Origin of the sequence: Ochrobactrum sp. A-1 (assembly GCF_022488005.1) — a bacterium.
Lineage (GTDB): Bacteria > Pseudomonadota > Alphaproteobacteria > Rhizobiales > Rhizobiaceae > Brucella.
On record NZ_JAKVQC010000001.1, the window covers coordinates 127,390 to 140,583 of the forward strand.

Sequence of the window (13,194 nt, forward strand, 5' to 3'; positions counted from 1 at the left end):
TTACATCAACCATTGACCTGTATTTTTGACGCCTAAATGAATTTCCAAACATCGATCTGGAGAAGCATAACATGGCAGACGAAACCATTGCAGCAGTAAACGAGACACCAGTTGAGGTGAGAAGCGCTGAGCCTGTGGGTGCCACGAAGAAAACCCGTGCACCACGCAAAAAAGCTGAGCCTAGGCCCGCAAAGGCGGCTACAGCACCTGCCGCTAAAACCACGAGGGCCGCATCCAGACCAGTGAAAGCAGCCAAAGCTGCTTCAAAAGCAGAACCCACTACAACACCACTGGTAGAGAACAAGCGCAACAAGTACACGCCGGCCCAGCGCGCCTCCATCCTTGCTTCTATCGAAAAAGCAACAAAAGATGGCAAGACCACTCTCAAGGCTGCATTGCAGCAGACTAAAGTGAGTGAGCAGACCTACTATAACTGGAAGAACGCTGCTGCAAAGACAGCGCCCGGGCCATCAACAGGGTCGTCGAGCGATGATCTTTCCAGCTTGGTTTCACTGGAAGCAGAGAACCTCAAGCTACGCCAAGAACTTGCTGCAAAGCTGCGTGCTGAGAATGAAGAGTTGCGTAGACGTCTGGGTCGAACCTGAGGCGAATTGCTCCGCAGCATCTGCACCAGGGTGCTGTCAAAACAGATGACTTCCCACGTGTAAGTCATCTGTTTGTCTTTCGATGATGAAAATTCGAAGCCTTTGTTCTCTCCTTCCAATGGCTCTCTACTAAGGCCAAGAGTGAGGATTACCATTCCGCACAACTTTTGGCCTGGATTAGTGCATGACGACCACCAAGCCTCACGGGCAGGATTATGCTGACTGCCAATACCAAGATGGAGTCACATCATGATTTTGGATTCCGCTCAAGCCCAGGCGCTCTACAAGGCGATACAAGACCTGAATGAAGGGGGCGGCCAGCTACTTAACGCTTCCTTTGACGCATTCGTCCTCGGTGAGGCAATCATTGATGTTTGCACCCACACTGATGATCGCATCGAACTGCGATCTGACGGCAATGTAACTGAAGTACACGACGACCTATCCGCTTTCGCAGCTGCCTATCGTTTGCAAGCACTGTGATTGCTCAAGCGAAGGATGACATTGCGTTTGATTTCAGTTTTCTATCTATGAAATCTTCGTACGGTCTGATCGACTGAGACTTAACAGAAGACAATTGAATAATGCGCTTAACCCATAGACCGGGTCATCGCCCAATGACGTGCTTTTTTGCTATTTCCAAGGCGTTCCGCGCATTGTTCTCAGCGGTCTCCTCGGTCGGCGCGACAGATTGGATTGTGAGCCTGTCTCCGCCCTCTACGACAAAAATATTCACCCCCTTCAGGCCACCGACGTTCGGAATGCGGATAAGTCGTCCAACTGCAGGGGAGACATCGATTTTCTCGATTTTAAACCCGATTTCTTCGGAACTGACGTCCAACTCTTTGAGATAACCTTCGTCGGTTCTGTTTTCCTGTCCCTGCTCGTCGACATGGCGATCGATAGCGATCATCAAATGTTGATCGTCATCTGTTCCGCAGCAGGACATCCGAAAGTTAGTCGGTTCTTCCGCATGATGCGCAGAGGCATCGAAAATCGACCAGAACTCCTGCTTGATGGGCGTGAGCTCGTGGATTTTAAAACCGTCGGCCCACACGGGGACATTAATTCCGGCAAGTGCAATCGCGATGACGACCGCTATGAAAGATCTATTTTTCATTCAGGGCACCATTACATTAAGTTAAGCACGACCACAGTGAATCTGGACCGCTACGCTTGATAAAATAGTCAAAACTTGCGTCATGATAGCGTTCGTGCAGCCAAATCAGTTCAGTCACAGTGGCCCGGCACAGGACAGTTCGACGCAACCGCGCTTGCAGCTTCTCTACCAAATTCAAGGGTAATCTGTAGTCCTTGGTTTTCTCCTTCAGGATAAAGTCGAATAATCCAAGGAGCGATGGGTGCCCCTTCCCTGACAAGAAGAAACCACAGGCTGCCAAAAGAACCTTTCGCATCTCACACCATCGGTTTCGTCGTTAGCGTGAAACGATTGGGACTTACTGGGAAAGGCGCCTGCTCTGCATCAATATATGGTAAATCAGGCTGCTTTCAGTTCATGGATGGCTAAAAGCTGATCCTGAATAGCTACCGCCTCTGTTTTAAGGTCGTAACCTGACTGCAAATTCATCCAGAATTCGGGCGTGGTGCGGAAGAACTTCGCAAGGCGCAGAGCCGTGTCAGGTGTAACGGCAGTCTGTTCTGTCGCCAGACGCTCAATGCGAGTGCGAGGAACATTCAGATTCCTGGCAAGCGCGCCTGCACTCATCCCGAGCGGGATGAGATATTCTTCCCGAAGGATTTCGCCGGGATGGACCGGGGGGAGTTTACTGGTCATGGCTTCTTCCTTTCAGTGATAGTCAACAATTTCGATTTGTTCAGCGCCAGCATCGGTCCAAATGAAACAGATGCGCCACTGATCGTTGATGCGGATCGAGTGCTGCCCTTTACGGTCCCCCTTCAGAGCTTCCAGCCTGTTACCGGGAGGAGAGCGAAGATCATCGAGAATTACAGCACTATCGATCATGGTAAGTTTACGAACGGTTGTTCTTATCAAATCTGCCGGAAACCCCTTTGGCGCTTTGCCGCCTGCAACGGCTCTGGTTCTGGCGTCTTTGTAGGAACGGATCATATGTTACTCCTGCGGCTTGTATCATATCCTGATACAGCCAGGAGTCAATAGTTTTGTATCATATTGCGATACACCGCAGGGCTGAATGCCGAAAGTAAGGCTTTATCTCGACAGCCCCTGAAAATTTTGCTTTGATCCTTTGAGGGATTGGGGGATCCAAATTGTCGAAGGCAACCAACTGGATATTAGGGGCAGCTGCCCTATTCATTCTCGCGAAGGTTTTCGGGAGTGACACGCCGGCCCCAGTATCGCCACTAGATGCAGTTCAACCAAAAACTTCAATCCCGGCAACCGAGCAGGCTCCGCAGCCTCTAGGCTTCATGCAGGCAACGACTCACCGACAGACAAACCAGCCGCCGCCATTGGCTGACCAGCATCCTTTCATCGGAAAATGGCTATATTCGACCGCCAGGGTAAACATGAGAACCGAGGCGTCGTTAACTGCACGCGTCAGTACGGTTATCGGGAAAGGTAAAAGGGTGAACGTTGTGAACTACCGTTCCGGATGGTTCAGCGTCACTTATGCCAATCGAACGGGATGGATTTCCGAGCGATACCTGGCCGAAAATCCGCCGCCTTTACCTCAAAACCCAGTTTCCGCCCCTCGAATAATGGCGCCGCCTGCCGCAAATCGGGCGGTTTCGGCGCATCAATCAGGTCAACCTATTCGGTCTCCATATGTTGGCACGTGTGATTGCCCATATGACGTCATGCGGAATGGCCGTTCGTGTGGGGGACGGAGCGCTTATAGTCGCCCAGGTGGGCGTAGCCCTGTGTGCTATCGCTAACGAAATTGCCATCAACTGGTTCGGCCTGGCGCAAATGTGCCAACTCACGACAGGTGGAGATTAATATTAAAGGTCAAAATGGGAGAATCCCGTCAGAGAATAATCGCGATAATCGTCAAACCCGGAGTCAAGGTAGCTTTCATTCTGTGAAAGCTTATTGTCATCGTATCTACACCGGCACGTGGGAACGAAGGTAAATCAAGATCCCCATTGGTCGTCTTTTCCGACATTACAGTGGAGGACTATATTGGGTTAATCACCGCACTCATCAGTTGGCTATGTGGGTCTTGCGCAAGTCAATTGGACGTTTATTTTCCGATTGCCAACCAAACTTGCCTCGCTCACAAGAACGAGCGTCTTCACCGCATCCTTGTTGATTGGAATAATGCCTTGCTGCAGCATTTCTTGCACACGCTCTATAGTGACGCTGCTTGTGTAGATCGCCCGAGCCGAGAAGCATCCGCAGTCGCCAATTGGCCTATGCAATAGAAAATGGGTTTTCACCGTAATGGCATTCGCTTTTAAAACAGCGTTCTCGCCTGTGACCGTCACACACTCGGCCAGCTTGTTTTCAAAGTCGACACCGCCGAGATCCTCTGCTCCGGCCACTCCGCAAAACGTTGCTGTTAGAACTACGCCGTAGATTAACCTGAACATCAATGGGTCCTTCTTTAGAGCCTGAATCATAATGAACGTAACGATATCAGGCTCTTGCGATCCTTCGCGTGAGGAAGCGGATATTTGCGATGTAGATCCACGCTTCAGAGGAAGCGATGGTTTTCTCGAAGTCCTTGGCCAGTCTGCGACACCGTCCCAGCCATGCAAATGTGCGCTCGACAACCCATCGACGCGGGAGTAGTTCGAAACCTTCAGCGCGATCAGACCGCTTGACGATTTCCAGTGTAAACTTCCCGATCTTTTCCAGCCTGCCTTTGAGCTTTGGTCCTGCGTATCCGCCGTCAGCAAAGATATGCCGCAACCACGGCCAACGTTTGAGAATGGTTTTCAAGACATCCGGCGCACCGTCTCTGTCCTGAATGCCCGCAGAATGGATCACGAGACCAACCATCAGGCCGAGAGTATCAACCACAATATGACGTTTGCGACCGTTGATCTTCTTCCCCGCATCAAAACCTCGTATTCCGCCGCTTTCCGTGGTTTTCACCGACTGGCTATCGATCACACCAGCCGTGGGGCTGGGCTGCTTGTCAGCTTGTTCACGCGCAATCATCACAAGCGTGTTGTTGATGGTCCGCAGCATGCCATCATCTCTCCAGCGGTAGAAATATTTCTACACCGTGGAGAATGGTGGGAATTCAGTAGGCAAAAGCCGCCACGCACCACCCGAAGAAGCTATATAAAGAAGCGCGTTCACCACTTCTCGCAGGTTTGTCTTTCGAGGGCGACCGAGAGGTCGTGGCAAAGGCATCAGCGGTTCGAGCACAGACCATTCCGCATCCGTTAAATCGCTTGCATAACGCGAATTGCGACGCTCATACTGTCGCCGAGCGGTTTCTGTCCAGGCCATCGTGATCTCCATCGTATGTCAGAAATCCGATTGAATTATAACCTCCTGAAATCGCTCAACCCTTTTTGGAACAGGCTCTTAACGTGGTGGCAACTGTTTGAGACAACTGAGAATATCCGTGTCACAAACTTGAACTTGGGAGCGTGTTGCTGGATCATCCAGCCAGCGGTGGTATGCGCTGCGGATCTCCACGTCCTTGTAATTGTAGGTTCTCGCTTTCTTACTGACACGGCTCGCTGTGAGCGCTTTCGATGTTATAGCCATATGGGAAGCAAGTTCATTGAACTGCCAGACTTTCCAGTCTTTCTGCCGCTCTAGGACCCGTACATGATAATAGGGATCATCTGGGCGCTCTGGTTGAACCTTGTAAACATCGGCCCACCGCACCCATTTCGGTGAAACGGACAAGATGATTGTTTCCTGATACTCCTGGGCCAATACCGGGACGGATGTCAGAACTCCGAGGGCTGTCAAAAGCAGGATGGGGGTCAACGGTTTTGACATTCACGCATTCTCTCTGATGACCTGGCTTTCATTAGCGCCTAACCCAAGGTGACACGGGTTATTACGCTCTACATTATCTTTTTGTTGGCACGGATCCATAATTATCCCGCAACCAGATTTCCGTGTGCTTTCATTCCTGAAAACAACAGTTGGCTGATTGAAAAGGTCCCTCCTCTCGCCTTCTCCGTCAAAGATCGCAGATATCCGCCTGGCGAATTGATCGAGGCCAGTTTCTGGAGAATCCAGGCGATGGCCGTCGATGCGGATTCTGCCCCCATGAAATGGACTGCTTCCTGATAGGCCGAGCGACTGATGCCAAGAAAGCCGGAAACAATTCGTGACGCATCAAGAAGTTCCCGCCATGTGCCGATCCCGTTTATCCCGTATTCGCGGATATCCGGGCATGTTCGAAGCACTTGATCGAGAGAGATTGAAGGAGAAGCCCGAACTTGATCTTCTCTTTCGAGGCTCACAGCAACAAAGCTTTCCGAAGAAGGCTCTTTCAAATCAATCATTTTACCATTTTGAAATTCAAAAAGGGATTCTGGCAGGGATTCAATATGCTGCCGCTCAAACTGAGCGACGCTGCCGCTCAATTCCGGAACAATGCCTTTTGTTTTCAAGGCATTATCCAATTCACCACGAATGGCTTCAAGATTAGCGCTGACAGTGGCCAGTTGGGCGAGAGATGCGCGGCGAGGAATAGCGTCGACGACCTCACGGAAGCGAACGAACACTTCTTCCAGACTCTCACAAAGCTTGCCAGTTTCTTCGGCCGCTTCGGCAAAAATCGACGCGATATCTCTTCGCAAGACCGATACTTCGTCGCGAAGACGCTTCAGTGCTTTTTGTTCGGCGAGAATTTTCTCTGCATTTGCTGCAATTTCTGACACACGATCAAGCAATGGCGCAAAGGAAAATCCAAAAGCAAGCTCGACCTGCCCTTCCCTGTCCTTGTGAGCATAGCGTTTACGTGTCGGACTATCCTTGCGTTCAATGATCCTCGCTGCGACCAGGAATGCGAGATGTCGGCGAAGCGTGGACTCTGGCATACCATGAGCCCGGAGTGAAAGCTGGCGATTGGACGGAAAAACGACGAGGCCGTTTTTCTCACTCAGTTCATCTTCAGGCAGAAATGACAAAAGCGAGCTGAGCACTGCAAGGCAACGATCATTCAGCTTAAGCGCTGATTTGGCCACACAGAGCTGTTTGTAGATTACCCAACGGTTTACGCCCCTCCTCTGCCCTTTCTGTAGCTCAGGATTTTGGGTAAACATCTTCATTCGCCCACACTGTGTGGGCGTGATTGTCTCCAGAATTTGCATTTCCTCTCACCTTTCGAAAGGCAAAAGAAATCCACCCGCCAAAATGACGCTTATGACTCTTGACACCGATTCGGGGAAATGCGATTCTCAGTCTGCTAGAACTTTGAGAGAGGCTTCCACTACGGTAACGTTTGGGGGCCTTTTTCTTTTGCTAGAATCTCCTAGTTGCGTTGTTTTGTTACTTTGTATTCGTCGTATAAGCGTTTCATATTGTCTGAAATCCACTCACCGAAGGCCTTTCCTTCGATCTCCGAGAATTCGACCGCGTACACTTTAGACTTTGACTTGGCGACTACTCGTAATTGAGAGTCATCGGAACACCATCCCTCGGCTACTGAATTGGGTACTACTTTGTTCGCTTGCTTGAGCGAAGAAAAGATAGCCTCAAAGCGTTCTGTACTATTTAGGTTCAGAAAGGATTCGGATTTTATAACGGTTTCGAGAGAATTAAGCTTGTTACCTAGTAGTGTAGCCAGCGAATCCCATTTCGGTCGTCCAATACCTGGCGCCGCACCAATAGCCTGTATAAGCTCATCCGGTAACTTTCGAGCCAAAGCAATCATCTCGGATAAAACGCCTCTGGACGAGGTTCCAAATGTAGCCATGATTACGGCTCTGCTTGTCCCTCGGTCTTCCAAGCGTCGAGCGAACAGTGCTTTCTCAATGAAAGTGAGATCTTTGCGTTCAAGGTTTTCGTTGCCCTGCGCAATAATCAATTCGTCGTCGGACAATTCTCGAACGAAGGTTTTGACCTTCAGGCCAAGTTGTTTGAGAGCAGCGACGCGCCTATGCCCGTACGCGAGTTGATACCGACCGGACTGATCGGGCTTCGGTCGGACGAGCACAGGCACGGCTTGGCCGTTCTCCCGGATACTAATCAATAGAGCATCAAAATCAGTACCCGAATAATCATCAAGGCGATCCTTTACAAAGGACGCATCAATGAGATGTGCATCGAGCTCAACTATGGACTCACCATCAGCTAGTGTTTTGCGGAGCTCCTCCGCTTCGTTAGAAAGACCGGTGATCGCATCATTCATACTTTGTAATGCGCCCGAAGATACCTGTGGCCGCTTGGGTGTGTTCTCAGCTGAGAACTCGTGGTTGGAAGTGATTGGAGTTAAAAAATCTCGTAAAGCATCACGACGTTTGTTCATTTTCTACCCCATGCATCTCTAACGAGCTCTTCGAGTTCATGATTGACTGCGTCGAGAGCTTCGATCGCTCGATCATACGTCTGCCGATGAAAGTTTTCTCTGCCGACTTCGTAAAGAGTCTGCTTCGTAATGCCCGCGTCTGATATCGCGGCGGATTTGACCATGGAATTGGTCAAGACTCTATCTCCGAACAGACCCTTGAGGAGGCCCGCGATCTGTGACTGAGAGCCGTCGTTAGGTTCGTAGCGTGTTAGCACGTAGCGAAACCAATCATAGTTGGCATTGCCGCCTGCCCTTTCGACGACATCAAAAAGCCCCGCGGTCATGTGCAAGAACTGGCTCATAGATGCTACATCCAGCATTTGTGGATGTATTGTAACAAGTACAGAAGTTGCTGCGCAGAGTGCTGACAGGGTCAGGTAGCCGAGGGATGGTGGGCAATCGAGAACCACGATGTCGTAGTCGTCTTCTACGCTTTTCAGCGCTGAAGCTACTCGTGTAAAAAACAATTTGTCAGTTGATCGCGATGATGAAGTCAAGGCTCGGGGTGTTTCGTGTTCGAATTCCTGCAGTTCGAGATTACCGGGTACGATGTCGAGGCCACTAAAATATGTAGTTCGGATGATGCTTTTTAGTGACCGTTGAGCTTCGTCATATCGGATTGCACCGTAAAGTGTCTCGTTAGGTTCGAGGTCGAATTCTGGTTGTATTCCGAATAAAGCAGACAGCGATGCCTGAGGGTCGAGATCTGCGGCGAGGACACGATAACCGCGAAGCGCAAAGTACTGTGCCAAATGCGCAGCCGTAGTGGTTTTGCCCGAGCCGCCCTTAAAGTTCGTAACGGCGATCACCTGAAGCCGATCGTCATTCCGGCGACGTTGATCGTAACTCTTTTTATTTTTACTAAGGTAGTTCCGGATAGAGTGGATTTGGTCCAGGGAGTAAAGGCGTCTTCCAGCTGCGTTCTTTTCAGCTTCACCGATAACACCTTCGTTTACTAGTGTGCGAAGATAGACGTCACTGATTCCAATTAGCTTTGCGGCCTCGCCTGGAGCAAATTTACGTAACTCTTTCTGTGCTGTCGGCGGGAATGCGCGAGCGCGAAGATGCTGAAGCTGAGCGCTTAGTGTGTCTGCATCCGCTTCAATAAGCCGAGTTAACGACTTTTCTACGGTTTGCTTGACATTTGTAACATTGGCGCTCTGGATCATTAAAATCGCTCAACAAGGATAATTGCAGGATTGAGCGTCAGAATGACTGTATCTAGGTGAGTCGTCAACAACTTTAAAGTTAACGATAGATTAACGCCGTTTTGTATGGACACTGAAGACAGCAGTAATGCATTGGGTCAGATTATTGTTCTGTCGCCCAGCTACCGCAGAGTGGAGTGACTTAGCCCGACATCACCAAATGTGCTGTTCTCAGCTGAGAACACAACCCCTTGAATTGCAGCTTGGGAATGAGCCATTCCAGACTGAAGTGGGGGATTAGGTGTGTATACTGACGAATAGTCAAGAACGGCTAATCACCGCCGAGACGGGGTCGCGAGTGGCGCTCATTTTCCGAACTGTCTTGTGAGATGACTCTGCCCGAGATCGACGTCAAGCTCTCCTGGAGTGAACAGGATAAGCGATCACATCGGCAGAACTACGATTACGGCGATGATCTCCAAGCCTTAGCAAGAGGCGAAAGTGGCTCTCCGCGGCGTACTCAACCCCATAATCTGAAGTTGTGATCAGCAAGATAACTGAGAAGGGCGATTGTCGCGTTTGTGGAATTATCGGAGAGACCGCGGAAAAGCGCGCCGGATGGGTTATAATGAGAACGTTTGTGCTGAGTAAAGTAGACAAGGCGCCTTACTAAGAAGGGAGCATTTCGATGGAAACGCCGCTTAGAATTAGAAACGTTCTGCTAAAAGCTTTCCTGATCAATCTGCTGTTTATCATTTTTGCGTGGTTGATGTCGCTCAGCGGCATTACAACAAGTATGATGTCCGTCTTTTTTGGATTCAGCGTCGATCAAGCCCACATGTACATGGCCAATATCATCGGGTTCTGGAAGGTTCTGAACGTCGTCTTTTTCCTGATCCCCGCAATAGCGATCCATTGGGAATATAGTGCAAAAAGATGACCATGATAAACTTGGTGACATTTTGCGACTCAGTCGCGTAAATGGATATGGACCGCAGCGTCGCCAGTCTCGTGAAGCGAATGGAGTTCGGCCCGCGGTGCTTCGCGTGGATGCTCCGCAGCGAAGAAATCGTAACTGCGCCACATGATATTTGCGTCGCTCAAAGCGAACGGCGCTTTAGGCGAACTGCGCTGTTCTCAACGTTGGACGATCGCCAGTGCGACCACTACGACAATCGTCAGAAAACCTAGGGCCCCAAGGATGAGGGTGCCGAGTGCCCTTGCGAACGCCTTCGGTGCGCTGGAAACGCCATCGTTGGCGGACCACCGTGTCAGGCATGCGAGATACCAGATGGTGGCTGCCAGGAGAACGACAGCTCCGGTTATCCGTGAGGTCTGGAATACCACGAGCGCGATTTCTACCGACAGCGCGAATGGAACAACCATATAGCACTGCCCATAAAATGCAGGACGAACCGACGAGCGCGTGATGTCCTGACCGGTTTGTTTCACGCGCTGGATGGCGAACAGCAGCGGAAACAGGCTGAAGATGACCGCCTGAAACAGAAGTCCGCTTCGTATATCCGCGAGCACGCCCGGAAGCTCTGCTTGGCTGGTGCCGAATGTCGCCTGGAGCCCGTGAGCGAGAAGAAGCGTCAGGAACAGAAAGAGAGGGGGCGAAAGAGCATCCTCGAACTGCTGGTCAGGCGGATCGGTCAGCTCCTTTTCAGCGTAGAGAGCCATCTCGACCGGACTGACGATGCATCGCCAAAGGGTTAGCGGATAGAATACAAGCCAGGACACGATCTCGTAGAGGAGGGCTTCGACCGAGCGTAGCAGGTTCATCAAATCCATGATAGCGCTCCTGGAGTTCCCACCAATCCGCTCATCTTTCCGTTCAGGTTTGCCCTTACACGCCCAATCGTCCCCTTGAGCAGTATCCCCGCGTTGGTGCCTGCGGGTAAACAAACACCGCAATTCAATTTAGCCATTGGAACAGCTATGCTGATTGGCTCCAGAAGAAAGGCGATGGCAAGAGTGCATAGCCGGCGCAGATCAATCCCCGCATATCGTCCGATTGGGTGGTATGTTTATGCGATATCTTCCTTGGGTTTACAACTCGCTGGCAGCGGGTGTGCTTTTGACTCGGAGGAAAAACCATCGGACGAATTGTGCCACAAAACAGGGTCCGGTTAAGAAAGCTGCTAAAGGACAATTGATGACGATGTTGCGCACCATCCTGATGAGCCTTGTTGTGATACTGGCGACACCTTGCCTGGCGGACAATGTCAGGCACGAAACGGTCAAGTTTGCTGCCGGGACATCCAGTTCGACCATCAATTCGAAGTTGAAGGGTTGCGATACAGTTGAATACAAACTGGGCGCTACGGCAGGTCAGAAAATGAGCGTCCAGCTCGATTCCAGAAATTCGAGCCTCTATTTTAACATCACCGCACCAGGCGCAAACGAGGCCCTCTACAACAGTTCGATCAATGGCAACGGCACGAGCGTCACAATCCCGTCGAGCGGAAACTACGTCGTCCAGGTCTACTTGATGCGCAACGCCGCCCGGCGTGGGGAAACGGCGGAGTACGCGCTTACCCTCTACGTCGAATAAAGGGCATTCTAGTGCCGGGGACGGCACCTTCCCCACTATAACAGTTCATCGTTCGTGTTGGCCTTTGCTCCGCTGCGCCATCTGGCATTAATGTAATAGTCAGAAGCCTGAAGCAGGGAGCGATGACTGAATCCTTGGGAAAGGCCAACTGTTATCAATGCCCGCAAGGCTTCCAGAAACGCTACCGAGATAACCCGGCTCAGGCCGAAGGCAAATAGTCAGGAACATCAGGCGACTGATCGGTTGTCGTGTTAAAATGAATGGTGAGCTGACGTTGAAGTCCTTGTTTGAAATTGGGTAGTCTGTGAGAAGCCGCCCATTTACGCCGGTTGTGGAACGTAGGCGCTAGTGACGGCAGCAATAATTATGCATCTACGGGAAGGCTTCTCTGGTTGGTCGGGCCTGGGTCAGCATTATTTGGGCCAATGCCTCTGGTTCCAGTCGAGCTACGTTGTGGCCACAATCGAGAGAAAAGGTTGACCAATCCGTTTCCTCGCTCAAGCGTTGGTAAAGGTCGAGGAATGGACTTCCATCCCATCCATGTGCGCCAACGAAGACCTTACGAGGTATTTCACGCCAGCGTCCGGTTAAAGTGATTGATTGGAGAAATGTCGCGATCGGCTGTGGGCGGCATCGTGGGTCCAGATTGGAAGGCGGGGCACAATTCAGCCCGTCACCTTTTGCACCTGCGATGAACATGTCTCGAAAACGCGGTGTTGTCAGCGACCAGACCGAGTCGCCGGTTTCTGGGACATAAGCGTCAACATAGACCAGTGAGCGGATGCGCGACGGAACGGCGTCCGCTACGCCGCTCACGATCATTCCTCCGTAGGATTGCCCGACAAGGATCAAGTCGTCACTATGCGACTTCACGACATCAACGACCTCGCTTACATGAGTTTCAAGATTGGCCGATGGGGCAGGCGTATCACCGAGCCCCGAAAGTGTGATTGGCACAACCATGTGCCCGTGCCCTGCGAGGATATCTGCTACTTTCTGGTAGACCCAACCGCCCTGCCAGCCTCCGGCTATCAGAATGAAAGTGGCCATAATAATCGTTCCTATCGTTGGTGCGGTAACGAACCGAAGAATAGACCGCTTTTGCGCCTATTCCAGACATTATTGTAGCATTCTCACGCGTTTCAAAGCGGTTGTTCCGCTTATCGTGCTTTCAAAGACTGTTAAGGGGTGGGAAGCCGAAAGACAGCAATCGGAGGCAACCTTCGTAAGCGGACCAACAACTGCATGGCGGCTTTGGCAATCTCTTGGCCCAAATTGTAATCAGCCCTTGCTGTGAATCACGAAACTCGCTAGATTTTAGAAACAGGCTCAACCCAAGCCTCCCCCCTCCTTTCGGGAAAGCATTGCACATGTAGGGTATGCTAACTCATCGAACCATCTGTTCGAGATCGCATTAGGAGGGGTTGCGTAGGCTCGCAATGGAGGTTGTG

The 13,194-nt window shown here is 51.0% G+C and carries 15 protein-coding genes and 1 pseudogene; 5 read left to right on the forward strand and 11 right to left on the reverse strand.

Annotation, left to right across the window (positions count from 1 at the left end; translation table 11 throughout):
* The first annotated feature begins 71 nt into the window (after positions 1 to 71).
* On the forward strand, positions 72 to 605 hold the full coding sequence (locus MKS82_RS00700) for a transposase (protein WP_109989488.1): 534 nt from the start codon (positions 72 to 74) through the stop codon (positions 603 to 605).
* Between the two features lie 249 nt (positions 606 to 854).
* Positions 855 to 1,088: a hypothetical protein gene (locus MKS82_RS00705; protein WP_240578227.1), complete on the forward strand. Its 234-nt coding sequence runs from the start codon at positions 855 to 857 to the stop codon at positions 1,086 to 1,088.
* 124 nt (positions 1,089 to 1,212) lie between these two features.
* On the opposite strand, the gene MKS82_RS00710 is transcribed toward MKS82_RS00705, so the two are convergent.
* The 3 genes from MKS82_RS00710 to MKS82_RS00720 form a co-directional block, all read right to left on the reverse strand.
* Complete coding sequence (locus MKS82_RS00710) at positions 1,213 to 1,725, reverse strand: hypothetical protein (protein WP_109989487.1); 513 nt, start codon at positions 1,723 to 1,725, stop codon at positions 1,213 to 1,215.
* Positions 1,726 to 2,103: 378 nt separating this feature from the next.
* Positions 2,104 to 2,400, reverse strand: coding sequence for a HigA family addiction module antitoxin (locus MKS82_RS00715; RefSeq protein WP_109989486.1), 297 nt, complete (start codon positions 2,398 to 2,400; stop codon positions 2,104 to 2,106).
* Positions 2,401 to 2,412: 12 nt separating this feature from the next.
* Positions 2,413 to 2,694, reverse strand: a complete 282-nt coding sequence (locus MKS82_RS00720; RefSeq protein WP_109989485.1) for a type II toxin-antitoxin system RelE/ParE family toxin — start codon at positions 2,692 to 2,694, stop codon at positions 2,413 to 2,415.
* A gap of 419 nt (positions 2,695 to 3,113) precedes the next feature.
* Here MKS82_RS00720 and MKS82_RS00725 point away from each other — a divergent pair, with 419 nt between their 5' ends.
* Positions 3,114 to 3,482: an SH3 domain-containing protein gene (locus tag MKS82_RS00725; RefSeq protein WP_235969191.1), complete on the forward strand. Its 369-nt coding sequence runs from the start codon at positions 3,114 to 3,116 to the stop codon at positions 3,480 to 3,482.
* Between the two features lie 276 nt (positions 3,483 to 3,758).
* Here MKS82_RS00725 and MKS82_RS00730 read toward each other — a convergent pair whose 3' ends face one another.
* The 6 genes and pseudogenes from MKS82_RS00730 to repA all read right to left on the reverse strand — a co-directional run bounded on the left by MKS82_RS00730 (position 3,759) and on the right by repA (position 9,207).
* The gene (locus tag MKS82_RS00730; protein ID WP_109989501.1) at positions 3,759 to 4,139 is read right to left on the reverse strand and encodes a DUF2195 family protein; all 381 of its coding nucleotides are present in this window, start codon (positions 4,137 to 4,139) and stop codon (positions 3,759 to 3,761) included.
* A 46-nt stretch (positions 4,140 to 4,185) separates the two neighbouring features.
* A pseudogene (locus tag MKS82_RS00735) lies at positions 4,186 to 5,010 on the reverse strand (IS5 family transposase).
* A 78-nt stretch (positions 5,011 to 5,088) separates the two neighbouring features.
* Positions 5,089 to 5,514, reverse strand: a complete 426-nt coding sequence (locus MKS82_RS00740; protein ID WP_109989483.1) for a DUF5086 domain-containing protein — start codon at positions 5,512 to 5,514, stop codon at positions 5,089 to 5,091.
* Positions 5,515 to 5,615: 101 nt separating this feature from the next.
* Positions 5,616 to 6,839 carry a plasmid replication protein RepC gene (gene repC, locus MKS82_RS00745; protein WP_109989482.1) on the reverse strand — a complete coding sequence of 408 codons (1,224 nt, stop codon included), beginning with the start codon at positions 6,837 to 6,839 and terminating at the stop codon, positions 5,616 to 5,618.
* 161 nt (positions 6,840 to 7,000) lie between these two features.
* Positions 7,001 to 7,996, reverse strand: coding sequence for a plasmid partitioning protein RepB (gene repB, locus MKS82_RS00750; RefSeq protein WP_109989481.1), 996 nt, complete (start codon positions 7,994 to 7,996; stop codon positions 7,001 to 7,003).
* Positions 7,993 to 9,207, reverse strand: coding sequence for a plasmid partitioning protein RepA (gene repA / locus MKS82_RS00755; RefSeq protein ID WP_109989480.1), 1,215 nt, complete (start codon positions 9,205 to 9,207; stop codon positions 7,993 to 7,995). Before repA ends, repB begins: the two co-directional genes overlap by 4 nt.
* A 667-nt stretch (positions 9,208 to 9,874) precedes the next feature.
* Here repA and MKS82_RS00760 point away from each other — a divergent pair.
* Entirely contained in the window at positions 9,875 to 10,126 is a 252-nt protein-coding gene (locus MKS82_RS00760) for a hypothetical protein (protein ID WP_240578228.1), read from the forward strand.
* 197 nt (positions 10,127 to 10,323) lie between these two features.
* Here MKS82_RS00760 and MKS82_RS00765 read toward each other — a convergent pair whose 3' ends face one another.
* The gene (locus MKS82_RS00765) at positions 10,324 to 10,980 is read right to left on the reverse strand and encodes a hypothetical protein (RefSeq protein WP_240578229.1); all 657 of its coding nucleotides are present in this window, start codon (positions 10,978 to 10,980) and stop codon (positions 10,324 to 10,326) included.
* Positions 10,981 to 11,344: 364 nt separating this feature from the next.
* On the opposite strand from MKS82_RS00765, the gene MKS82_RS00770 reads away from it, so the two are divergent.
* The gene (locus tag MKS82_RS00770; RefSeq protein ID WP_240578230.1) at positions 11,345 to 11,743 is read left to right on the forward strand and encodes a hypothetical protein; all 399 of its coding nucleotides are present in this window, start codon (positions 11,345 to 11,347) and stop codon (positions 11,741 to 11,743) included.
* 372 nt (positions 11,744 to 12,115) lie between these two features.
* Here the strand turns inward: MKS82_RS00770 and MKS82_RS00775 are convergent, their stop codons facing one another.
* Positions 12,116 to 12,793 (reverse strand): alpha/beta fold hydrolase, encoded by a 678-nt coding sequence (locus MKS82_RS00775; protein ID WP_125302462.1) that lies wholly within the window; start codon positions 12,791 to 12,793, stop codon positions 12,116 to 12,118.
* Positions 12,794 to 13,194 lie beyond the last annotated feature (401 nt).